This window comes from Georgenia sp. G2120, assembly GCF_055326485.1.
Genome location: NZ_JBUZNL010000001.1, coordinates 105,559 through 127,282 on the forward strand (window position 1 = coordinate 105,559; position 21,724 = coordinate 127,282).

At 74.5% G+C, this 21,724-nt stretch carries 16 protein-coding genes and 1 tRNA gene; 10 read left to right on the forward strand and 7 right to left on the reverse strand.

Annotated elements, in window-relative coordinates; all coding sequences use genetic code 11:
• Positions 1–94: 94 nt before the first annotated feature.
• From ACZLMO_RS00655 to ACZLMO_RS00680, 6 genes are all read left to right on the forward strand, one after another.
• Positions 95–3,304, forward strand: a complete 3,210-nt coding sequence (locus ACZLMO_RS00655) for a DNA polymerase III subunit gamma and tau (protein WP_463652594.1) — start codon at positions 95–97, stop codon at positions 3,302–3,304.
• 9 nt (positions 3,305–3,313) lie between these two features.
• Entirely contained in the window at positions 3,314–3,913 is a 600-nt protein-coding gene (gene recR / locus ACZLMO_RS00660; protein ID WP_425714357.1) for a recombination mediator RecR, read from the forward strand.
• Positions 3,914–3,922: 9 nt separating this feature from the next.
• Positions 3,923–4,708, forward strand: a complete 786-nt coding sequence (locus tag ACZLMO_RS00665) for a TSUP family transporter (RefSeq protein ID WP_463652595.1) — start codon at positions 3,923–3,925, stop codon at positions 4,706–4,708.
• Positions 4,709–4,857: 149 nt separating this feature from the next.
• Positions 4,858–6,129 carry an aspartate kinase gene (locus tag ACZLMO_RS00670; protein ID WP_425714359.1) on the forward strand — a complete coding sequence of 424 codons (1,272 nt, stop codon included), beginning with the start codon at positions 4,858–4,860 and terminating at the stop codon, positions 6,127–6,129.
• Complete coding sequence (locus ACZLMO_RS00675; protein ID WP_463652596.1) at positions 6,126–7,178, forward strand: aspartate-semialdehyde dehydrogenase; 1,053 nt, start codon at positions 6,126–6,128, stop codon at positions 7,176–7,178. Before ACZLMO_RS00670 ends, ACZLMO_RS00675 begins: the two co-directional genes overlap by 4 nt.
• 206 nt (positions 7,179–7,384) lie before the next feature.
• Entirely contained in the window at positions 7,385–9,481 is a 2,097-nt protein-coding gene (locus ACZLMO_RS00680) for an acyltransferase family protein (protein WP_463652597.1), read from the forward strand.
• A 382-nt stretch (positions 9,482–9,863) separates the two neighbouring features.
• Here ACZLMO_RS00680 and ACZLMO_RS00685 read toward each other — a convergent pair.
• The 3 genes from ACZLMO_RS00685 to ACZLMO_RS00695 form a co-directional block, all read right to left on the reverse strand.
• A tRNA-Pro gene (locus ACZLMO_RS00685) sits at positions 9,864–9,940 on the reverse strand.
• A 173-nt stretch (positions 9,941–10,113) separates the two neighbouring features.
• The gene (locus ACZLMO_RS00690) at positions 10,114–11,112 is read right to left on the reverse strand and encodes a metallophosphoesterase (RefSeq protein ID WP_463652598.1); all 999 of its coding nucleotides are present in this window, start codon (positions 11,110–11,112) and stop codon (positions 10,114–10,116) included.
• Positions 11,112–13,568, reverse strand: a complete 2,457-nt coding sequence (locus ACZLMO_RS00695) for a transglycosylase domain-containing protein (RefSeq protein ID WP_463652599.1) — start codon at positions 13,566–13,568, stop codon at positions 11,112–11,114. The genes ACZLMO_RS00690 and ACZLMO_RS00695 overlap by 1 nt, the downstream gene beginning before the upstream one ends.
• Before the next feature lie 227 nt (positions 13,569–13,795).
• Here ACZLMO_RS00695 and ACZLMO_RS00700 point away from each other — a divergent pair, with 227 nt between their 5' ends.
• From ACZLMO_RS00700 to ACZLMO_RS00710, 3 genes are read left to right on the forward strand one after another with little or no spacing between them, the layout of a single operon-like run.
• Positions 13,796–14,101 carry a WhiB family transcriptional regulator gene (locus ACZLMO_RS00700; protein WP_463652600.1) on the forward strand — a complete coding sequence of 102 codons (306 nt, stop codon included), beginning with the start codon at positions 13,796–13,798 and terminating at the stop codon, positions 14,099–14,101.
• A 55-nt stretch (positions 14,102–14,156) separates the two neighbouring features.
• Positions 14,157–14,318, forward strand: a complete 162-nt coding sequence (locus tag ACZLMO_RS00705; RefSeq protein ID WP_425714365.1) for a DUF4177 domain-containing protein — start codon at positions 14,157–14,159, stop codon at positions 14,316–14,318.
• Positions 14,318–14,788, forward strand: a complete 471-nt coding sequence (locus tag ACZLMO_RS00710) for a RidA family protein (RefSeq protein WP_425714366.1) — start codon at positions 14,318–14,320, stop codon at positions 14,786–14,788. Before ACZLMO_RS00705 ends, ACZLMO_RS00710 begins: the two co-directional genes overlap by 1 nt.
• A 118-nt stretch (positions 14,789–14,906) precedes the next feature.
• On the opposite strand, the gene ACZLMO_RS00715 is transcribed toward ACZLMO_RS00710, so the two are convergent.
• On the reverse strand, positions 14,907–15,584 hold the full coding sequence (locus ACZLMO_RS00715) for a Crp/Fnr family transcriptional regulator (protein WP_425714367.1): 678 nt from the start codon (positions 15,582–15,584) through the stop codon (positions 14,907–14,909).
• Between the two features lie 109 nt (positions 15,585–15,693).
• On the opposite strand from ACZLMO_RS00715, the gene nth reads away from it, so the two are divergent.
• Complete coding sequence (gene nth, locus ACZLMO_RS00720) at positions 15,694–16,398, forward strand: endonuclease III (RefSeq protein WP_463652601.1); 705 nt, start codon at positions 15,694–15,696, stop codon at positions 16,396–16,398.
• A gap of 23 nt (positions 16,399–16,421) precedes the next feature.
• Here nth and acs read toward each other — a convergent pair whose 3' ends face one another.
• The 3 genes from acs to ACZLMO_RS00735 all read right to left on the reverse strand — a co-directional run bounded on the left by acs (position 16,422) and on the right by ACZLMO_RS00735 (position 21,642).
• Entirely contained in the window at positions 16,422–18,404 is a 1,983-nt protein-coding gene (gene acs, locus ACZLMO_RS00725; RefSeq protein WP_463652602.1) for an acetate--CoA ligase, read from the reverse strand.
• A gap of 58 nt (positions 18,405–18,462) precedes the next feature.
• Positions 18,463–20,409: a hypothetical protein gene (locus ACZLMO_RS00730; protein ID WP_463652603.1), complete on the reverse strand. Its 1,947-nt coding sequence runs from the start codon at positions 20,407–20,409 to the stop codon at positions 18,463–18,465.
• Between the two features lie 117 nt (positions 20,410–20,526).
• Entirely contained in the window at positions 20,527–21,642 is a 1,116-nt protein-coding gene (locus ACZLMO_RS00735; RefSeq protein WP_463652604.1) for a hypothetical protein, read from the reverse strand.
• Positions 21,643–21,724 lie beyond the last annotated feature (82 nt).

The following is a 21,724-nucleotide window of genomic DNA, read 5'->3' on the forward strand; positions in this document are numbered from 1 at the left end:
CATCCCGGCTCCACAACCACTCGGGCTGCACCTTCGTCCCCAGGTCGTCCCTGCGCGCCGCGCGACGTCCCCGCCCCCGGTTAGGGTCGACCCCGTGACGACAGCCCTGTACCGCCGGTACCGCCCGGACACCTTCCAGGAGGTCGTGGGTCAGGAGCACGTCACCGAACCGCTGATGGCGGCGCTGCGCACCGGCCGCATCACGCACGCCTACCTGTTCTCCGGCCCGCGCGGCTGCGGCAAGACCACCTCGGCGCGCATCCTCGCCCGCTGCCTCAACTGCGCGCAGGGACCGACCGACACTCCGTGCGGGACCTGCGACTCGTGCGTCGAGCTCGCGCGCGGGGGGCCGGGGTCGCTCGACGTCGTCGAGATCGACGCGGCCAGCCACAACGGCGTCGACGACGCTCGCGAGCTGCGCGAGCGCGCCTCGTACGCGCCGGTGCGGGACCGCTACAAGGTGTTCATCCTCGACGAGGCGCACATGGTCACCCCGCAGGGGTTCAACGCGCTGCTCAAGCTCGTCGAGGAGCCGCCGGAGCACGTGAAGTTCGTGTTCGCCACGACGGAGCCCGAGAAGGTCATCGGCACCATCAGGTCGCGCACCCACCACTACCCGTTCCGGCTCGTGGGCCCCCGGGTCCTCACCGGCTACCTCGGTTCGCTCGCGCAGGCCGAGGGCGTCGACGTCGCCGAGGGCGTGCTGCCGATGGTCGTTCGCGCGGGCGGCGGGTCCGTCCGGGACTCCCTGTCGGTGCTCGACCAGCTCGTCGCGGGCTCGTCCGGCGGCACCCTCGCGCTCGACCGCGCCTCCGCGCTGCTCGGATTCACCGACTCCGCGCTGCTCGACTCGGTCGTCGACGCCCTCGCCGACCGGGACGGGGCCGCGCTCTTCGACGTCGTGGACGACGTGGTGGCCACCGGCCACGACCCCCGGCGCTTCGTCGAGGACCTCCTCGAGCGCCTGCGCGACCTCGTCGTCCTGTCAGTCGCCGGCGAGCAGGCGGAGACCGTCCTGCGCGGCGTGCCCCAGGACCAGCTCACGCGCATGCAGGAGCAGGCTCAGCGGATGGGCCCCGCCCGCCTCAGCCGGTCGGCCGACCTCACCAACGCCGCCCTGTCCGAGATGACCGGCGCGACGAGCCCGCGCCTGCACCTCGAGCTGCTCTGCGCGCGGATCCTCCTGCCCGGCGTCGGGGACGCCGAGGCCGGCATCCTCGCGCGGGTCGAGACGGTCGAGCAGGCGCTCGCCTCCGGGTCAGTTCCCGCGCACGACGCCGGAGCCTCGCTCCCGCAGTCCTCTAGGGCCGGGGGGAGCGCACCTTCGGATCGACGCACGCTCGACGGCGGGCGACCGTCCGACGGGACCTCACCTGGCGGTCGCCCGACGGCGGGGCCCGGCGGCCCAGGTGGCGCGACGGGGGCGGAGGCATCGTCGGAGCACGGCGGTGCGCCGGCGGGCGGCCGTGGCGCGGCCGAGCCGAGCCGCGCGCGGGAGGGCGTCGGTGCGAATGCCGGTGGAGGCGCAGTGACCCCGGGCCGTGGCACGTCCGAGCCGCAGGCGGCCGCGCCCGCCGCACCGGACTGGCGCGACCTGCTCTCGCCCCCCGGAGCGAGCCGGCCGGCGCCGGACTCCGCGCCGGCGGCCGTGCAGCCGGCCTCGTCCGCGCAGGAACCGTCGCTGGTCCGGAGTGACCCGTCGGCGCCCGAGCAGCAGACCGCGTCAGCTCCCCGACAGGTACCCGAGCGGTCGGCACCGCCGGCGCGCGAGGAGGAGCCCGCGTCGGTTCCGGGCCCGGCACCCGGGCCGAGCACCGGCCAGGACGGCGGGCGGCCTGCGCCCGACACCTCCGCGACCGCCGGCGCCCCGGCTCCCGCCGACGCGACCCCACCGGACGCCGGCGGGGCCGACGGCATCGGCCCCGAGGCCGTGGCCGGACGCTGGTTCGAGGTCGTCGAGGTCCTGGCGGGTCTGCGGCGTGCCTCCTGGGCGCTCGTGTCCCAGAACGCGGTCGTCGGCGGCGTCACGGCCGACGAGGTGCGGCTCGACTTCCCGAGCGCCGGCCTGGCCGACGCGTTCCGCAACGGCGGGCACGCGGAGCCGGTCGAGGAAGCGCTCCGGCGCACCTTCGGCGTGCGGCTCCGGGCGACCGCCGGCATCGCGGGAGCCGCTCCGGCCCCGGGTGGGGGAGCGGGTGGCCAGGGTGCCGGTGCGCGCGGTCGTTCGCCCCGTCCGGAGCGCCCCGTCGGCTCGCGCGGCAACGGGTCCGACGACGACCCCGGTCATCGCCGGCCCAGTGACGACACCGGTCATGGTCGACCGGACGACGTTCCGACGGACGCGCCGGGCGCAGCTCCCGGCGTCCCGCTGACGCCCGAGGGTGAGCTCGCCGTCGACCCGGACGGCGGCCCGTCCTCCGACGCCCACGCCGAGCCGCACGTCGATGATGGTCCGTCCACGGACGCTCACGCCGAGCCGAACGCCGACGACGACCGTGTGGCCGACCCGACTGCCGACCCGACCGCCGGCCCGGCACCCGCCGCTCCCGCCCGCCCCGACCCGGCCCCGCGAGCGCCCGAGCCGGCCCCGGTCGGCCCGGACGGTTGGCCCGCCGTCGCCGTACCCGGGCGCGCCCTGCGCGCCGCCGCGGCCGAGGATCCGGGACCGAGCGCACCCTCCGTGGCAGCGGGTTCTGTCGCCCCTGACCCCGCCGCCATTCCTGGCGCCACTGTTCCAGCCGCGCCCGCACCCGCAACGACCTCCGCGGTCCCGCCCTCCGTTCCCGCCTCGACCGTCACCCCCACGGGTCCCGTCGCGGCCCCGAGCCCCGACGAGGACGACCTCGCCGACCTCCCCGGCCCCGACATCACCACCGAGGACGGCTGGTCGGAGCCGGCCGGCGACCGCGCACCGGTGGACGAGGCCGTCGACGAGAGCTCCGTCGTCGGGCCGGACCACGGGACCGACGACGACGGTGAGAGCACCGACCGGCCGAACGACGACTACCCGCCGCCGGACGACCGTTACGCGCCCGAGGACGACGGTCCGGAGGCGCCCGTCGTCCTGCCCGGCCAGCGCCCGCTCGACGGGACCCCCGACCCCCACCCGGCGGGACCCGGGCAGCCGCCGAGCCCGGGCGGGTTCGGCGTCCCGCGGGTCGACCCGGCGGACGACCAGCCCTCGCCGGACGACGAGGACGCCGAGCAGTCCGGGCTCATGGGCGTGGACCTGCTGATCTCCGCGTTCGGCGCGCGGATCCTCGAGAGGCGGTCGCCGAGCTCCGACGTCCCCCCGGGGACGTAGGCTGCCCGCGTGTACGACGGCGCTGTTCAGGATCTGATCGACGAGCTCGGGCAGCTGCCCGGGATCGGTCCGAAGTCTGCCCAGCGCATCGCGTTCCACGTGCTCGCGGCCGAGCCGGACGACATCGCCCGCCTCGCCACCGCGCTGGTCGAGGTCAAGGCCAAGGTCCGCTTCTGCGACGAGTGCGGGAACGTCGCCGAGGCCGAGCTGTGCCGCATCTGCGCCGACGAGCGCCGCACCTACGCGCTGCTCTGCGTGGTCGAGGAGCCCAAGGACGTCGTGGCCATCGAGCGCACCCGCGAGTTCCGGGGCCGCTACCACGTGCTCGGTGGCGTCATCGACCCGCTGCGCGGCATCGGGCCGAACGACCTGCGGATCGCCGACCTGCTCACGCGTATCGGCAAGCACCCGGTCGAGGAGGTCATCCTCGCCATGGACCCGAACATCGAGGGCGAGGCCACGGCCACCTACCTCATCCGCCTGCTCGGCCAGCTCGAGATCCCGGTCTCCCGCCTGGCCGTCGGGCTCCCCGCCGGTGGCGACCTCGACTACGCCGACGAGGTCACCCTCGGCCGGTCGTTCGAGGGCCGCACGCGCATCTCCTCCTGACCCCCGGTCATGCCCGAGATCGACCTCACGGTCCTCCTCCTGCTGGTCCTCGGCGGGCTCGCCGCCGGCTGGGTGGACGCCGTCGTCGGCGGCGGCGGCCTCATCCAGCTTCCCGCCCTCCTCCTCGTGCCGGGCATGAGCCCGCTCGCGGCCGTCGCGACCAACAAGGTCGGCTCGATCATGGGCACGACCGTCAGCTCGATCACCTACTACCGCCGCGTTTACGTCGACCTGCGCACCGCCCTCCCGATGGCGGGTGCGGCTCTGCTCGCGGCGATCGGCGGCGCCGTCATCGCCTCCTCGATCCCCGAGCAGGCGTTCACGCCGATCATCCTCGCGGCCTGCGTCGCGGTCCTCGTCTACACCGTGGCGCGCCCGAACGTGGGCCGCGACAACGCGCTGCGGCTCACCGGTGCGCGCCACCTCGCGGCCGCCTGCGGGATCGGCGCCGTCATCGGCCTGTACGACGGGGTCATCGGCCCGGGCACCGGGTCGTTCCTCGTCATCAGCCTCGTCGGCCTGCTCGGCTACGCGTTCCTCCAGGCCTCGGGCATCGCGAAGATCGTCAACGTCGCGACCAACCTCGGCGCGCTCCTCTTCTTCGTCCCCGCCGGGCACGTGGTGTGGGCGGCCGGTCTCGCCGTCGGCGTCGGCAACCTCGCCGGCGGCTACCTCGGCGCACGCATGGCGGTCGCGCGCGGATCGGGGTTCGTCCGGGTGGTGTTCGTCGTCGTCGTGTCGGTGCTCGTCCTGCGGCTCGGCTGGCAGATGGGCGACGAGCTCGGCTGGTGGTAGCCACCGGGGTGTCCGCGTGAGCCGTCACTCAGGTCCGCGGACCGGGACCACCTGTCCACCTTCCGGGCACCCCCCTATCCTTGTCGGCACGACGGAGTCGGCGGTGCCCTGACCGTCGGTCCACCGACGAGATCTTGGAGGCACCACCAGTGGCACGTGTCGTGCAGAAGTTCGGCGGGTCCTCCGTCAGTGACGCCGAGGCGATGCGGCGGGTCGCGCGCCGGGTCGCCGCCACGCGGAAGGCCGGCCACGAGGTGGTGGTCGTCGTCTCCGCGATGGGTGACACGACGGACGACCTGCTCGACCTCGCCGGTCAGGTGACGGACGATCCGCCCGCCCGCGAGCTCGACATCCTCCTCACCGCGGGGGAACGCATCTCCATGTCGCTGCTGGCGATGGCGCTGACCGCCGAGGGCGTGAGCGCCCGCTCCTACACGGGGCAGCAGGCCGGCCTCGTCACGGACACGTCCTACGGGCGAGCCTCGATCCTCAAGATGGCGCCCGGCCGGATCCTCAAGACCCTCGACGACGGGCAGGTCGCCATCGTCGCCGGGTTCCAGGGCGTCAACGAGAACAACGACGTCACCACGCTCGGCCGCGGCGGCTCCGACACGACCGCCGTGGCGCTCGCCGCCGCGCTGGACGCCGACGTCTGCGAGATCTTCTCCGACGTCGACGGCCTGTTCACCGCGGACCCGCGGATCGTGCCCAAGGCGCGGAAGATCGACCGGATCTCGTTCGAGGAGACCCTCGAGCTCGCGTCCCACGGCGCGAAGATCCTTCACCTGCGGGCCGTCGAGTTCGCCCGCCGCTACGGCGTGCCGCTGCACGTGCGCTCGTCGTTCTCGCACCTGGAGGGGACGCTGGTCACCTCCGAGAACACGTACGAAGGAGACGACATGGAAGAGCCGATCATCTCCGGCATCGCCCACGACCAGAGCCAGAGCAAGATCACGGTGGTCGACGTGCCGGACATCCCGGGCTCCGCGTCGCGCCTGTTCCGGGTCGTGGCCGCCGCCGAGGCGAACATCGACATGATCGTCCAGAACGTCTCCGCGAAGGCGACGGGGACGACGGACATCTCCTTCACGCTGCCGACCGACCAGGTCGCGGCCGCCCGCCGCGCGCTCGAGGCGGCGCGCGAGGAGATCGGCTACGGCGAGCTCCGCGCGGACGAGGAGGTCGGACTCCTCTCGCTGGTCGGCGCCGGCATGCGCTCGAACCCCGGCGTCTCCGCCCGGCTCTTCGACGCCCTGTACAACGCGGGCATCAACATCGAGATGATCTCGACGTCGGAGATCCGCATCTCCGTCGTCACCCGCTCGGAGGACCTCGAGGCCGCGGTGCGCGCCGTCCACACGGCTTTCGACCTGGACGCGGAGGACACCGAGGCGGTCGTGTACGGAGGGACCGGACGATGACGATGACAGGACTCAAGGTCGCGGTGGTCGGGGCGACCGGCCAGGTCGGGCGCGTCATGCGCGCGCTCCTCGAGCAGCGGGGGCTCACGCCGGAGCAGGTCCGGTTCGTCGCCACCGCGCGCTCGGCGGGCACGCGGCTGCCCTTCGCCGGTGGCGAGGTCGTGGTCGAGGACATCGAGACCGCCGAGCTCGCGGGCATCGACGTCGCCCTCTTCTCCGCCGGCGGCGGCACCTCGCGGACGTGGGCGCCGAGGTTCGCCGAGGCCGGCGCCGTGGTGGTCGACAACTCCTCGGCGTTCCGCAAGGACCCTGAGGTCCCGCTGGTCGTGTCCGAGGTCAACCCGCACGCCGCGGCGAACCGCCCGCACGGCATCATCGCCAACCCCAACTGCACGACGATGGCCGCGATGCCGGCCCTCAAGGCGCTGCACGACGCCGCCGGGCTCGTCCGGCTCACCGTCACCAGCTACCAGGCCGTCTCCGGCTCCGGCGTGGCCGGCGTGAAGGAGCTGGCCGGCCAGATCCGTGCCGGCGTCGAGCAGGACGTCGAGGCGCTCGCGCTCGACGGCTCCGCGATCGACCTGCCGGTCCCCGAGGTCTACGCCGAGCCGATCGCCTTCAACGTGGTGGCCCTCGCCGGCAACCTCGTCGACGACGGCTCGCGGGAGACCGACGAGGAGCAGAAGCTGCGCAACGAGTCACGCAAGATCCTCGAGCTGCCCGAGCTGCGCGTGTCCGGCACGTGCGTGCGCGTGCCCACGTTCACCGGCCACGGGATGGCCGTCAACGCCGAGTTCGAGCGGGAGCTCACCCCCGAGCGCGCCCTCGAGGTGCTCGAGGCCGCCCCCGGCGTGGCGCTCGACGACCTGCCGACCCCGCTCAAGGGCACCGGCCGCGACGAGACGCTGGTCGGTCGCGTCCGCGCCGACGGTGCCGCGCCCGACGGGCACGGCATCGCGATGTTCGTCGTCGGGGACAACCTGCGCAAGGGAGCCGCTCTCAACACCGTCCAGATCGGGGAGCTGGTCGCCGCCGAGCTCGGCCGCTGACCCCGGACAGCCGCACGCGGCCCGTCCCTGCCGAGCTCGGCAGGGACGGGCCGTTCGGCGTTCGCGGCCGGGCAGCACTCGGTGCGCATGTGGTCCCCAGCTCCGGCACGCCGTAACCAGCGTGGCTGCTGTTACTCGTGTGACTCATGGTGTTCCATAGGGGGGCGCCGCCCGGCGGGTGGCGCCGAACGGAGGGAGCACACGGCATGGCGATCGGTGGACGGATCCGGGGCCTGGACGGCCTGCGCGCGCTCGGCTGCGCGCTCGTCCTCGTCTACCACCTGCTGCCCGGGCTCGCCCCGGCGGGGAACGTGGGCGTCGACGTCTTCTTCGTCGTCTCGGGCTTCCTCATCACCACCCTGCTCGTGCGCGAGATCGGCCGCACGGGGTCCGTCGACGTCCCCGGCTTCGTCGTCCGACGGGTCAGGCGCCTCGCCCCGGCCGTCGTCACGTGCGCGCTCGCCGTCACCGCGCTCGCCGCGCTCGTGGGCGGCGACGTGCTCGTCCGGGTCGGCCGCCAGCTCGTCGGCACCCTGACCTTCACCGCCAACTGGTTCCAGGTCGCCGACGGCCAGAGCTACTTCGACCAGCAGACCCCGGCGCTCCTCACCCACGCGTGGTCCCTCGGGGTCGAGCAGCAGTTCTACCTCGTGTGGCCGCTCGCCCTGCTCCTGGTCTGGAAGGCGCCGCGCGGCGTCCGCCCCTGGCTCGCGCTGACGATCGGCGCGGCCTCGGTCGCGCTGGCCGCCGGCCTCGGCGGCTCGCGCGCCTACCTCGGCACCGACACCCACCTCTACGGGCTCATGCTCGGCGCCGCGCTCGCCCTCGCGCTCGCCCCGGGCCGGCCGCGCAGCCGGGACGGCCTCTGGTACCCCGCCGGGCACCCCGCCCGCCGGAGCGCCGAGGGGACCGTCGGTCCGGTGCAGGCCGCCGTCCGCGGGGGCGCCGGTTGGGCTGCCCTGCTCGCCCTCGTCGTCCTCGCCGTCGTGGGTTCGGCCGCGAGCGACCTCGCCACCCCGTGGCTCCTGCTGGCCGCCTCGGTCCTCGCCGCCCTCGTGGTGCAGGCGATGACGCCCGCCGTCCTCGAGCAGCCGGCCGGGCGCACGCTCGTCCGCGTGCTCGAGCTGCCGCCGGTCGTCTGGCTCGGCGAGCGGTCGTACTCCATCTACCTGTGGCACTGGCCGCTCCTCGTCCTCGCCCAGGCGCAATGGCCCTACGCCGATCCCCGCCTCGTCGCCGCCGGCGTGCTCGCCGGCACCGTTCTCGCCGCCGAGGCGAGCTACCGGTGGGTCGAGACCCCCGTGCGACGCCTCGGCGTCCGCGGCGCCGCCGCCTCGCTCAGGCGCCGGTCTCTCACCCTCGGCGTGCCCGTGGTGGCCGCGTCCGCGGTCGTCCTCACCGGCACCGCGTGGGCGGTCGACCAGGCGCCCGACCGCACCTCGACCGAGGAGCTCCTTGCCTCCGGGCCCGGCACGGGCGGCGTGCGGACGTATCCGGCGCCCGGCGAGTCCGACGAGACCGGGGACGCCGGCGGGTCCGACGCCGGTGAGACCCCGGACGACGGCGCCGGCGACGGGTCTGCCGGGGCGGACGAGCACGGCCCGACCGGCGAGCCCGGCGGCGCCGAGGACCCGGCCGGAGAGAACCCGTCCGCCGAGGGGGAGCCCGGAACGACCGGCGCGAGCCCCGACGACGACGAGCCCCCGTCCGGTGAGTCCCGCTCGGAGCAGGGCGAGCCGGGGCAGGGCGGGCGCGAGGGCGGCGAGAGCGCGTCCGGGGAGTCCCCCTCCGGAGACGGCGCGCCCAGCGCCGGGTCGGGTGTGGCCGGCGCCGACGTCAGCGTGGTCGGGGACTCCGTCACGCTCGCGTCCGGTCCGGCCATCGGCGAGGTGCTGCCCGGCGTGACCGTCGACGCGGAGGTCTCCCGCTCGTTCGGCTCCGAGGTGGGGATCGTCGAGCAGATGGCTCGGGCCGGCACGCTCGCCGACCACGTGGTCGTGGCCGGCGCGACGAACGGGACCGTCCGCGAGTCCGAGATCGACCAGCTGGTCGAGGCCGCGGGGGACAGGTGCGTCGTCCTCGTCACCGGCTACGGGCAGGACAGCGCGACCTGGATCCCGGAGGCGAACGGGGCGATCCACGAGTCGGCCGAGCGGCACGAGAGCGTCGTCGTCGCCGACTGGCACGCCGCCGTCGAGGACGATCCGGAGCTCGTCGGCCAGGACCACATCCACCCGGGCAACGACGGCGCGCGGCAGTACGCGGCGACCGTCGACCAGGCGCTCGGATCCTGCCCCTCCTAGCACATTCCGGCGCCGCGCGCAGCGGCTGAGCGTGGGGAGAGGTCTCTCCTCCTCGGGACGGAGACTTCCGGCCGGGAATTCACCCTCGTGAGGGTGAGGTGCGGACCGGGCGGAAGGCAAGATGGGTTGTGGGCGCGGGGGCGTCCGCAGCAGTACACCGTGGCGCGTCCCGGACGATCCGGGGGGACAGCCGGGATGCGCCACGGATCTGCTTCCGCCGTCCGGACGGGTCGCAGGGGGACTCGTCGGGACAGCGCAGATCTTCACGAGGGGCCGCAGGCACACAGCCTGCGGCCCCTCGTTCGTGTCCGGGACTCGTCGTGGGGCCACGCATGACGAAGGGCCGCCTCCCTGCCTCTCGGCAGGCCGACGGCCCTCCAGCTGGTCGGGGTGACAGGATTTGAACCTGCGACCTCTTCGTCCCGAACGAAGCGCGCTACCAAGCTGCGCCACACCCCGTGGCAACCGGACCAGAATACCCGCTCGACCGGCACCCGCCTGCCGCCGACCAGGTGGCACGCCACACATGCCGCGGCCGCGTGACGTCCGAGCCCGCCTGTCGTCGCGCGACCGGCGGACACCGACCGGTGCTGCCCACCGGGTGCCGCCCACCCGGGCGGTGCCTCCGGGGGTCAGCCCTCGCCGCGGGGCGTGACGAGCGTGAGCACGGTGGCCTCCGGCCGGCACGCGAACCGCACCTGGGCGTAGGGGCTCGTGCCGAGGCCGGCCGAGACGTGCAGCCAGGTCGAGACCTCCCCGCCCTTGCGGTCGGGGCGCTCGCCGGGCCAACCGTGCAGCCCGGACGCGCGCCCGGTGTCGAGGTCGCAGTTCGTCACGAGCGCCCCGTAGAAGGGCACGCGCACCTGCCCGCCGTGCGTGTGCCCGGCGAGGATGAGGTCGCAGCCGTCGTCGGCCATGTCGTCGAGCACGCGCGTGTAGGGCGCGTGGGTGACGCCGAGGTGGACGCTCGGCCCCTCGGGCACCTCCGCCGCCTCGGCGTCGGGGGCGGGGAAGCGGTCCCGGTCCAGGTGGGGGTCGTCCACGCCGACCGCGGTCACGCGCACGCCGCGCACCTCGACCGATCCCCGGCGGTTGGTCAGGTCGACCCACGCCCCCGAGGTGAGCATCGCGCGCAGCTCGTCGGTCGGCAGCGGAGTCGTCGGCGGGTGGTCCTCCTCGTCCTCGGAGGAAGGGCCCGCGAGGTAGCGCAGGGGGTTGCGCCAGCGCGGGGCGACGTAGTCGTTCGATCCGAACACCACGAAACCCGGCACGTCGAGGAAGCCGCCGAGCGCCTGGCGCAGGGGCTCGATCGCGTCGGGCGAGGCGATGAGGTCACCGGTGACCACGACGAGGTCGACCTCGACGTCCTTGAGCGAGCGCAGCCAGCGCAGCTTGGCTCGCTGGGTGGGCAGCAGGTGGAGGTCCGAGAGGTGGAGGATCCGCAGCGGCTCGCTGCCGGCGGTCAGGGTCGTCACGCGGTCGTGCCGCAGCGTGAACATCCGGGTCTCGGCCAGGCCCCACGTGGCCACGCCCGCGGGAACGGCGGCCAGGGCGTACGGCCACGCCGCGCGTCCGACCGTGGCGGCCCCCCGGCCGACGCTGCGCAGGACGCCGCGCCAGGGTGCGGCCATCAGTCGTCACCGCCCGACGGCGCCTCGGTGGTCGGGTCCTCGTCCGTCCCGTCGTCCTCGTCCGGTGGCTCCGTGGTGGGATCCGGCGTGGTCGGCGGCTCGGAGCTCGGCTCCTCGCTCGCCGGGCCCGAGGACGGGTAGATGTTGACGGTCGACCCGCGCGGCGCGGACGAGCCGGCGGCGGGGCTGCTCGCCGCGACGCCGCCCGCGCGCCACTCGGACGAGCGCTCGGCGCCCACGCTCACCTCGAAGCCCGCGCGTTCGAGGAGGGTCGTCGCGTCGTCGACCGAGTATCCGACGACGTCGGGCACGGCGACGCTGGGTTCGTCGTCGTCGTCCGAGGTGGAGGGCCGGTTCGCCGTCGCGTCCGGGAACTGCAGCACCGGCTCGCCCTCGAGGGCGCGGTTCGTGTACTCGGAGAACACCATCGCCGGGTAGAGACCGCCGTAGACCTCGGGGTGGAACTGGCCGTTGATCGTCGAGTCGAACATCGACTCGTTGGAGTCGATGTGGCCCATCCAGATCGCTGTGGCGAGCTGGGGGGTGTACCCGGAGAACCAGGCGGCGGCGTCGGCGTTGGCGGTACCGGTCTTGCCGGCCGCCGGACGGTTGTCCTCGAGCACGGCGTTGGACCCGGTGGCCGTGGGCTGGACGACCGACTCCAGGGCCGTCGTCACCTCCGCCGCCACCTCCGGCGCGAGGACCTCCGCGCAGTTCGAGGGCGGCACCGGCACGTCGTTGCCGGCCGAGTCGGTGACCTCGAGGATCGCGACGGGGTCGCAGTGCACGCCCCCGGCGGCGAGGGTCGCGAACGCCTCGGCGATCTGCAGGGGCGTGTTCTGGTTCGTGCCGAGCACCATCGAGGGGCGCGGCATCATCTCGGTGCCGTTGGCCTGGGTGTCGACGCCCATCGCGGCCGTCGTGTCGAGGATCGCGCACAGGTCCATGTCCGCGGCCATCTCGATGAACGGGGTGTTGATCGAGCGGGCCGTGGCGTCCTGCACGGTGACCATGCCGTTGGCGGCGCCGAGGCCGCTCTCGAGGTTGCCGGGCTCGTAGTTGTCCCGCAGCTCCGGGGCGCACGAGATGTTCCACTCCCCGCGGGGGAACATGCGGTCGGTGGCGTTGACGCGGTCACGGATCGAGTGACCGGAGTTCACCCACTCGACGAGGGTGAACGTCTTGAACAGCGACCCCGTGAGGAAGCCGTTGCCGCCGCCGCGGTCCGTGCCGACGTTGAGGTTGATGAGCGTGGCGTCCTGGTCCGTCTCCATCGGTGGCCCGTAGTTCGTGTTCTGGACCATGGCCTGGATGCGTCCGGTGCCGGGCTCGATCGAGCTGAGCGCCATCCGGATGTCCGAGGGGTCCGTGACGGGGACGTTCGCGGTCACCGTCTCGTAGGCCGCGGCCTGCCGCTCGAGGTCGATGGTGGTCGTGATGGTCAGGCCGCCGCGGTAGAGCATCCCCTGCCGGTCGGCCAGCGACTCGCCCCACGACTCGTTCGCGAGGAGCTCCTTGACCACGTAGTCGCAGAAGTAGGCGGCGTTGCCGGCGGCCCCGCACCCGTTCTGGGTGTAGGTGACGTCGAGCATCTCCTCGACCGGGGTGCCCACCGCCTCCTCGTGCTGCTCGTCGGTGATGTACTCGAGCCGCAGCATGTTGTCGAGGACGAGGTTGCGGCGCACCTCCGCGTTGTCCGGGTGCGCGACCGGGTCCCAGCGGGCCGGGGACTGCGTGATGCCGGCCAGCAGGGCCGACTCGGCGACGCTCATCTCGGCGGCCGAGTGGTTGAAGTAGTGCTGCGCCGCCGACTCCACGCCGTAGACCGACGGGCCGAACTGGGCGATGTTGAGGTAGCCCGTGAGGATCTGGTCCTTCGACTGCTGCTGCTCGAGCGCGATGGCGAGCTGGGCCTCGCGGAGCTTGCGGCCGAGCGAGGTCTCGACCGCGCCCTCGATGGCCTCCGCGTCACCGGACCGGCGGCCCTGCTCGATGAGGAGGTTCTTCACGTACTGCTGCGTGAGGGTCGACGCCCCGGCGAGCGCGCCGCCGGTGAGGTTGTTGACGGTCGCCCGCATGATGCCCTGGAGGTCGACCCCGTTGTGCTCGTAGAACCGCTCGTCCTCGATCGCCACCACGGCGTTCTTCATGTCGGCGTCGATCGCCTCGGACTCGACGACGATCCGGTTCTCCGCGTAGAACGTGCTGAGCACCGTGCCGTCGGAGGCGAGGATCGTCGACCGCTCGGAGGGCTCGGGGATGCCGAGCTCGGCCGGCAGGTCGCTGAACAGCTCCGTCCCGGCCCGCGTGACCTGGCCGGTCGTCGCCACGGCCGGCATGACGAGCGCCGCGCCGAGCAGCCCGCCCATCACCGACACCAGGACGAAGGCGAGCAGCGTGACGATCGCCTGGTCCACGCGCAGGGCGCGACGGGGCCGTGAGGAGCTGCGACTCATGTGCGTCAGGGTACGCAGCGCGGTGCCCGTCGGGGTGAGCGACAGGTCACGCGGGGGAGAGGACTTCGTGGCGAATTGGTCTCATCTGTGAGAATGGGTCTTCCCATAACCCAGGAATCCGGGCTACTTTCGGCGGGTCGCGTTTCGTTCCGGCAACGTCCGTCCCGGTTCGTCGCGGCACCGGCTGCAAAGAAAGGTGTATCGCGTTGAGTGACGCAAGCTGGACGATGAGGGCAGCGTGCGCTGATCTGGACCCCGACGTGCTGTTCGCCGAGGGCCCCGCGCAACGGCAGGTCCGGTCCGTGTGCTTCGCCTGCCCCGTCCGACTCGAGTGCCTGGCCGACGCGCTGGAGGCGGGACCGGTCCAGGGCGTGTGGGGCGGTCTCACGGAGCGCGAGCGCCGCGCGCTGCAGCGCCGGTACCCCGCCGTCACGTCCTGGAGCGAGGCCCTGCGGCGCGAGGACGACGCCGTCATCGCACAGCTCAGCCAGGCCGAGGCGCCACGCCTGCTCATGGCCCGCGCCGGCAGCTGATCCACCGGGCGGGCGGCAGGTACCCCCGGAGGTCCCGCCGCCATAGGATCGGCGCATGACTACCTGGGAGTACGCGACCATCCCGCTCATCAGCCACCAGACCAAGGCGATCCTCGACCAGTGGGGCGCAGACGGCTGGGAGCTCGTCCAGATCGTCCCCGGCCCCGAGGGCACGACGAACCCGGTGGCCTACCTCAAGCGTCCGACGGGCGCCTGATGGGCGCCGAGGCCCGCCTGGCCGAGCTCGGGATCCAGCTGCCGCCGGTGGCCACCCCGGTCGCCGCCTACGTCCCCGCCGTACGGACAGGCACGCACGTCCAGACCTCGGGCCAGCTGCCCGTCGTCGGCGGCGAGCCCACGCACGTCGGCCTCGTCGGCGCGGGTGTCTCGCCCGAGGACGCCTACGCCGCCGCCCGCACGGCCACGCTCAACGCCCTGGCGGCGGTCCGCTCGCTCACCGGGTCGCTCGACGCGATCACGCGGGTCGTCAAGGTGACCGGCTTCGTCGCCTCCGACCCCGGCTTCACCGGGCAACCGCAGGTCGTCAACGGCGCCTCCGAGCTGCTCGGGGAGATCTTCGGCGACCTCGGCACGCACTCGCGCTCCGCGGTCGGGGTCGCGGTGCTCCCGCTGGGTGTCCCCGTCGAGGTCGAGCTGCTCGTCGAGGTCTCGCCCGACGAGGCCTGAGCCCGGCCCGTGGACGCCGACCCGTGCACGGCGGCGGAGCCTGCGCGGGACGACGGGACCCATGCACGACGACGGCGCCCCGGCCCGCAGGCCGGGGCGCCGTCACGCCGTGGTCGGGTCAGCGGGCGCGGCGGCGCAGGCGCTCGATGTCGAGGAGGAGCACGGCGCGACCCTCGAGGCGGATCCAGCCGCGGGAGACGAAGTCGGCGAGCGACTTGTTGACCGTCTCGCGGGAGGCGCCGACCAGCTGGGCCAGCTCCTCCTGGGTGAGGTCGTGGGGGACGTGGACGCCCTCGGAGGTCGACTCGCCGAACCGGTCGGCGAGGTCGAGCAGCGCCTTGGCCACGCGGCCCGGCACGTCGGAGAACACGAGGTCGCCGAGCGCGGTGTTCGTGCGGCGCAGGCGCTGGGCCAGCGAGCGCAGGAGGCGCTTGCCCAGGCCCGGACGGGTGTCGATGTACTCCATGAGGTCGCGGTGCTCGAGGACGAGCATCCGGGTCGGCGCCACAGCGGTCGCCGTCGTCGAGCGGGGTCCCGGGTCGAACAGGGTGAGCTCGCCGAGGAGCTCGCCGGGGCCGAGCACCGCCAGGAGGTTCTCGCGGCCGTCGGCCGAGCGGTGCCCGACCTTCACCTTGCCGTCGAGGAGGATGTACATCCGGTCGCCGGGCTCACCCTCCCGGAACAGGATCTCCCCACGGCGCAGCTTGATCTGCCCCATGACCTGCAACAGGGCGGCGCGATCGGCCTCCTCGAGGTCCTCGAACAGCGGGACCGAGTCGATGACGTCACCATCCACGGCGCTTCTCCTTCTTCTCGCGGCGGCAGTACCTCGGGGCACTACCTCCCCATCCTGCCATCACCTGTGACGCGGGGCACCCAGCCTCGCCGCGACGTACCATCGCGTTGTGGTCCGGGGATCTGCGCAGACGGCAGCCGAGGTGACGGTCGGGCGCCGCGAACGAGGTGGTGCGGGCCGTGGCGGCGGCACCCGGCGGGGACGCGAGATCGACGCCGCACTGCAGCGCGCCTACCCGGACGCCCGCTGCGCCCTCGACCACCGCAACGCGTTCGAGCTGCTCGTGGCCACCGTGCTGTCGGCGCAGACCACGGACGAACGGGTCAACACCGTCACCCCCGAGCTGTTCGACCGCTGGCCCACGCCCGCCGATCTCGCCGCCGCGTCCGAGGACGACGTGCGCGCCGTCGTGCGCGTGCTCGGGTTCCAGGCGCGGCGGGCGGGCCAGCTGATCGGTCTGGCCGCCGCCCTCGAGCGTGACCACTCGGGGGAGGTCCCCGCCGACCGGGACGCCCTGACCGCGCTGCCCGGGGTCGGGCGCAAGACCGCCCACGTCGTCCTCGGCAACGTCTTCGACGTCCCGGCGATCACGGTCGACACCCACGTGGGCCGGCTCGCGCGGCGCCTCGGGCTCACCGCGGCGGACGCGCCCCTCGCCGTCGAGAAGGACCTGGCCCGCGAGCTCCCGGAGGCGGACTGGACCTTCGCCTGCCACCGGCTCATCGCCCACGGGCGCGCCGTGTGCACGTCGCGCGCGCCCGCCTGCGGCGCGTGCGTGCTCGCGGACCTCTGCCCCCGCGTCGGGGTGGCCTGACCCGGGGGCAGAGGTCCGGGCCGTCAGGCCTGGGACATCCCCCTGGCGATCTGGTCCATCACCGTGGTGTCGGCCAGCGTCGTCACGTCGCCGGCGTCGCGGCCCTCGGCCACGTCGCGCAGCAGGCGCCGCATGATCTTCCCCGAGCGGGTCTTCGGCAGCTCGGCGACGACATGGACGGTGCGCGGGCGCGCGATCGGGCCGATCTGGGTGGCGACGTGCGTCCGCAGCTCGGCGACGACGTCGGCGCCCTCCCCGACCTCGTCCGCCTCGTGGACCGCGTCCCCGCGCAGGATGACGAACGCGACGACGGCCTGACCGGTGGTGTCGTCGCTCGCGCCGACCACCGCGGCCTCGGCGACCTTGGGGTGCGAGACGAGGGACGACTCGATCTCGGTGGTCGAGAGGCGGTGCCCGGACACGTTCATCACGTCGTCGACCCGGCCGAGGAACCAGATGTCGCCGCGGTCGTCCTTCCGGGCGCCGTCGCCGGCGAAGTAGCGGCCCGGGAACCGCGACCAGTACGTGTCGACGAAGCGCTGCGGGTCGCCCCAGATGCCGCGCGTCATCGACGGCCACGGGGCGGTCAGCGCGAGGTAGCCGCCCTGGCCGTTGCTCACGACCTCGCCCGCGTCGTCGAGGACCTCGGCCGAGATGCCTGGCAGGGGCTGGGTCGCGGAGCCGGGCTGCGTCTCGGTGACGCCGGGCAGCGGGGCGATCATGATGGCGCCGGTCTCGGTCTGCCACCACGTGTCGACGATCGGGGTGCGCTCGCCGCCGATGACGCGGCGGTACCACATCCACGCCTCGGGGTTGATGGGCTCGCCGACGCTGCCGAGCAGCCGCAGGCTCGTGAGGTCGAACTTCCCCGGGACCTCCTCGCCCCACTTCATGCACGTGCGGATCGCGGTCGGCGACGTGTACAGGAGCGTGACGCCGTAGCGCTCGACGATCTCCCACCAGCGGCCCTGGTGCGGGGAGTCGGGCGTGCCCTCGTAGACCACCTGCGTGGCGCCGTCGGCGAGGGGGCCGTAGGCGACGTAGGAGTGCCCGGTGACCCAGCCGACGTCGGCCGTGCACCAGTAGACGTCCTGGCCCGGCTTGTGGTCGAACACGTTGCGGAACGTGTACTGCGCCTGGGTGAGGTAGCCGCCGGTCGTGTGGAGGATGCCCTTCGGCTTCCCCGTGGTGCCCGAGGTGTAGAGGATGAACAGCGGGTGCTCGGCCTCGACGGCGACCGGCTCGTGGGTGGCCGGCGCGGCGGCGAGGGCCTCGGCCCACTCGACGTCGCGGCCCTCGGTCCAGTCCGTGTCCTGCCCCGTGCGGCGCACGACGAGGACGTGCTCGACGTTCGTGCCGCCCTTGGCCAGCGCGTCGTCGACGGCCCGCTTGAGGGGGAGCTGCTTGCCGCGGCGCCAGCCGCCGTCGGCCGTGACGACGAGCCGGGCGTCGCCGTCGATGATCCGCGAGTGGAGGGCGTCGGCCGAGAACCCGCCGAACACGACCGAGTGCACGGCGCCGATCCGCGCGCAGGCGAGCATCGCGACGACGGCCTCGGGGATCATCGGCAGGTAGATCGCCACGCGGTCCCCGGTGGTGACGCCGAGCGCCTCCAGCGCGCCCGCGGCGCGCGAGACCTGCTCGAGGAGCTCCGCGTAGGTGAGGTCGTAGCGGTCGCCCGGCTCGCCCTCGAAATGGATGGCCACGCGGTCGCCGTTGCCGGCCGCGACGTGCCGGTCGACGGCGTTCTCGCACGCGTTGAGCGTGCCGTCGGCGAACCAGCGGGCGACGGGCGCGCCCGACCAGTCGAGGGACTCGGTAGGCACCGTGCGCCAGGTGAGCAGGTCGCGGGCCTGGTCGAGCCAGAACGCCTCGCGGTCGGCGGCGGCGCGCTCGTAGAGCTCCGCGCCGGCGTTCGCCTGCGCGGTGAAGTCCGGGTCGGGCGCGAATGTCCGCGTCTCGGTGAGGAGGTTGTCCACGCCGCCGGTCAGGTCGTCGGTCGTCAATTCGGGGCCCCTTTGCCGTTGCGGGCCACGCGGGCCCGGTTCGTGTCCGGGATCGAGCCTAGCCCCGGGGCCGGGTGGCGCGCTGCTCCTCCGCGGCGAAGACGCCCTCCGCGCGACCGGCCCGGCGCGCCCCGTGCGTGGCGGCGGCGACGCCGACGAGCGCGAGCCCGTACAGCAGCAGACGGCCCGACGATCCGTCGGTGACGAGGTGGGCGGCCACGTTCTCGCCGAGCGCGCCGACCCCCGAGAGGTCGCTGATCCCGTCGAGGACCGGCTGGATCAGGTCGGACAGCGGGCCGGGTACGACGAGCCAGGCGGCGCCGAGCAGCGTGCCCACGACTCCCCAGACCCAGGCGCCGATCGAGCTGACCCGGGCGAGGAGGACGAGGAGGAGGACGAGGACGGCGCCCGCCCCGAGCTCGGCCACGTGCTCGACGACGACGTCGCCGGTCACCCAGGCGGTGTTCTCCCCGTTGGTGAGCCGGCGGCCCGCGTCGGTGACGAGGTACCAGGCGACCGGGGCGAGGACGAGCGAGGCGAGGAGGACCCACAGGTGGGTGCCGGCGCCGCGGCTCGGAGGGGTGTCCTGGGGGGCGTCCCCGCGCCACGTGTCGGGCAGGCCGTCCTCGGTCGAGCGTCCGTCGGTGTCTCGGGTGCCGCTCGTCCGCCCGGCGGTCCGGGCGTCGGCCGAGGTGGCGCCGGTCCCGCCCGCGGCTCCGGCGGCGGTGCCCTCGGGCGTGCGGCGGCCGCGGGCGGCGAGGCCGGCGGCGCCGGTGGCGAGCGTGGCGGTCGCCGCGCCGGAGCCGGTCCCCGGGTCGTCGGTGGTGGTGTCGCCGGCGGCATCCGGTGTGCGGGTCGTGGCCGTCCCGTCGGAATCGGCGGACCCGGCGGCGTGCCCGGTGGCCGAGTCGGCGGACCCGGCGCTGCTGCCGCTGCGGGCGACGGCCGCGCGGGACGCGGCGAACAGCGGCGTCCAGGAGTCGTCGTCTTCCGAGGTGTCGGTGTCGGAGGGCTCGGCGGCGGACGCTTCGGTGCCGGACGCGTCGATGGCCTCCGAGCCGTCGGCCGGGGAGCCGTCGTCGGCCGTGGCGGTCGCTGCGCCCGTCGCGGTCGCACCGGCAGCGGTCGCACCGGCGGCGGCTGCGGCGGCCCCCGTACCGGCGGGGCGGTCGGTGGCCGTGGGGACCCCGTCACCGCCGGAGGCGAAGGCCGCGTCCCAGCTGTCGGCGTCGACGTCGTCCTCGGTGGGAGATGCGTCGCCGGGTGCGTGGGTGGCCGTGCTGGCGGCGTCCGCGTCCCGGTCCTGCTCCTGCGCGGGGCCGTCCAGCGGCCGGGTCTCGTCGCCGGCGGGAGCCGTCATCGGCCGCGTCTCGTTCGTGCCGACGGCCCGGGTGTCGTCACCGGCACCGCCCTGCGGGTGCTCGTCGAGGTCCTCGCCGGTGGGCGCGGGCGGCGCGTCGATCGACGTCTCCCATGCCTCCGCCGGGTCGGCCGCGCGCGCACCGCTCCCGGTTGCGCCGTGCGGGGCCTGATCGTCCGCCGGAACCGCGCCGTCGGCCTGCGGCTCGCCGGCGAGCGGCTCGTCGGTCTGCGGCTCGTCGGCGTGAGCGGCCGGGATCGCGCCGGGCTCGTCGACCTGCGCCTCGGGGGCCACCTCGACCTCGTCGAGCGGCGCGTCGGGGGCCACCTCGACCTCGTCGAGCGGCGCGTCGGGGGCCACCTCGACCTCGTCGATCGGCGCGGTGGCGTCGTCCGCGACCGGCGCGGTGGCGTCGCCGGCGGGTGGGACGTCGCGGGGTGCGTCGTCGTCGGGGGCGTTCGTGCCTGCCACGGACCGCTCCGCCTCGTCGGACCCGACCGCGGGCATGCGCGCGAGCGTGTCGTCCACGCCGTGCGGTCGGAGCCGCTCGGGGGAGGAGGTGGGCAGGAGGGCGCGGCGCCGGGCCGCCGCGAGCTCGTCGTCGGCCGACGTGCGCGACCCGTCCGTGCTCGGGTTGTCCGTCACCGTGACTGCCTCCTCGGCCTGGCGTGGGTACGGCGGGACCGCCTCCCACCGCTCGTCACGCCACGCTACGACCGCACCAGGCACGCACCGCGGAGGCGCCCCGGCGCGTTGCGGGCGTCACACGCGGCGGGAGCCTGTCTGCCGCGCGGGACGGGAGACCTGGGCGATGGCCATCTCGGTGCGCTCGTAGCGCTTCCCGGAGCGGCGCGCCCAGTGCGCCCCCGAGACCCCCATCGCCAGCACGATGCCGAGGACGAGCAGGGTGCCGTCCGCCAGCGCGCTCGAGGACTGCCCCGGGTCCAGCTCGACCGGGGAGGGGCCGGTGCCGAGGACCGAGGTGTGCAGGAGGCAGAGCACGACGAGCAGGCCGCCGGCGATCTGCCCGCCGATCGAGGAGATGCCGGCGGTGGCTGCGCAGGCGGCGAGGACGAGCGCGCCCAGGAGAAGGAGCCACGACGTCCACCCGTTGCCGTCCGGCACGCCCGGCGACGCGAGAGCGACGAGCCACGCGCCCAGGGCCCCGAGGGCGACCGCCGGCGCGGTGGCGAGGACGTGGTCGCCGCGGCGCGGGCGCTCGTGGCCGGTCGTCGCCTCGGCGCGCTCGTCCGACCGGCCGTTGCGGCGGGCGATCGAGGTCCCGATCGCGACGCCCGCGACGAGGACGACCGCGACCGTGGCCGTCCCGTGCTCGGCGAGGACGCGCAGGCCGTCCGCGGCCCGGCGGAACGGCGCGGCGACCTCGGCCTGCGCGAGCCGGTCCGACGAGAGCGAGACCACGAGCCAGGCGCCGAGCGCGTACAGCCAGGACGTGAGGGAGGAGAAGACGGCCGTCGCCCACCCGATGAGCCAGCTGAGCGTGAGGGCCGCGAGGGTGAGGCCGAGGAGCGCGGCCGTCGGGCCGAGCGCGGTACCCGTACCGGACGCCGCGACCACCCGGTCCGAGGCCCACGGCAGGACCGCGAGGACCCCGACCGTGCCGGGGACCAGGAGGATCGCGAACACGACGGCCCAGGCGTGCTGGGGCAGCCGGGTGCGGCGCCGGTACGGGCGGCGGCGACGGGCGCGTCCGGCCGAGGTAGCGCCGGCGCGGGCGGCTCGCGTGCCGGTGGCACCGGGGGTGGCGGCTCCGACCGTGGTGGCTCCGTCCGTGTCGGGGCGGGGCGGGTCTCCGTCGGTCTCGTCGGGCGTCTCCGCGGACTCCGGAGTGGGAGGGACTCCCGACGGCGACGACATCGAGCACTGGCCCTCCGGTCGGGCGCCCGCGGGTCGGGCGAGTCGGGACCAGGGTAGTCGCGCGGCCGAGGTGCCGAGCGAC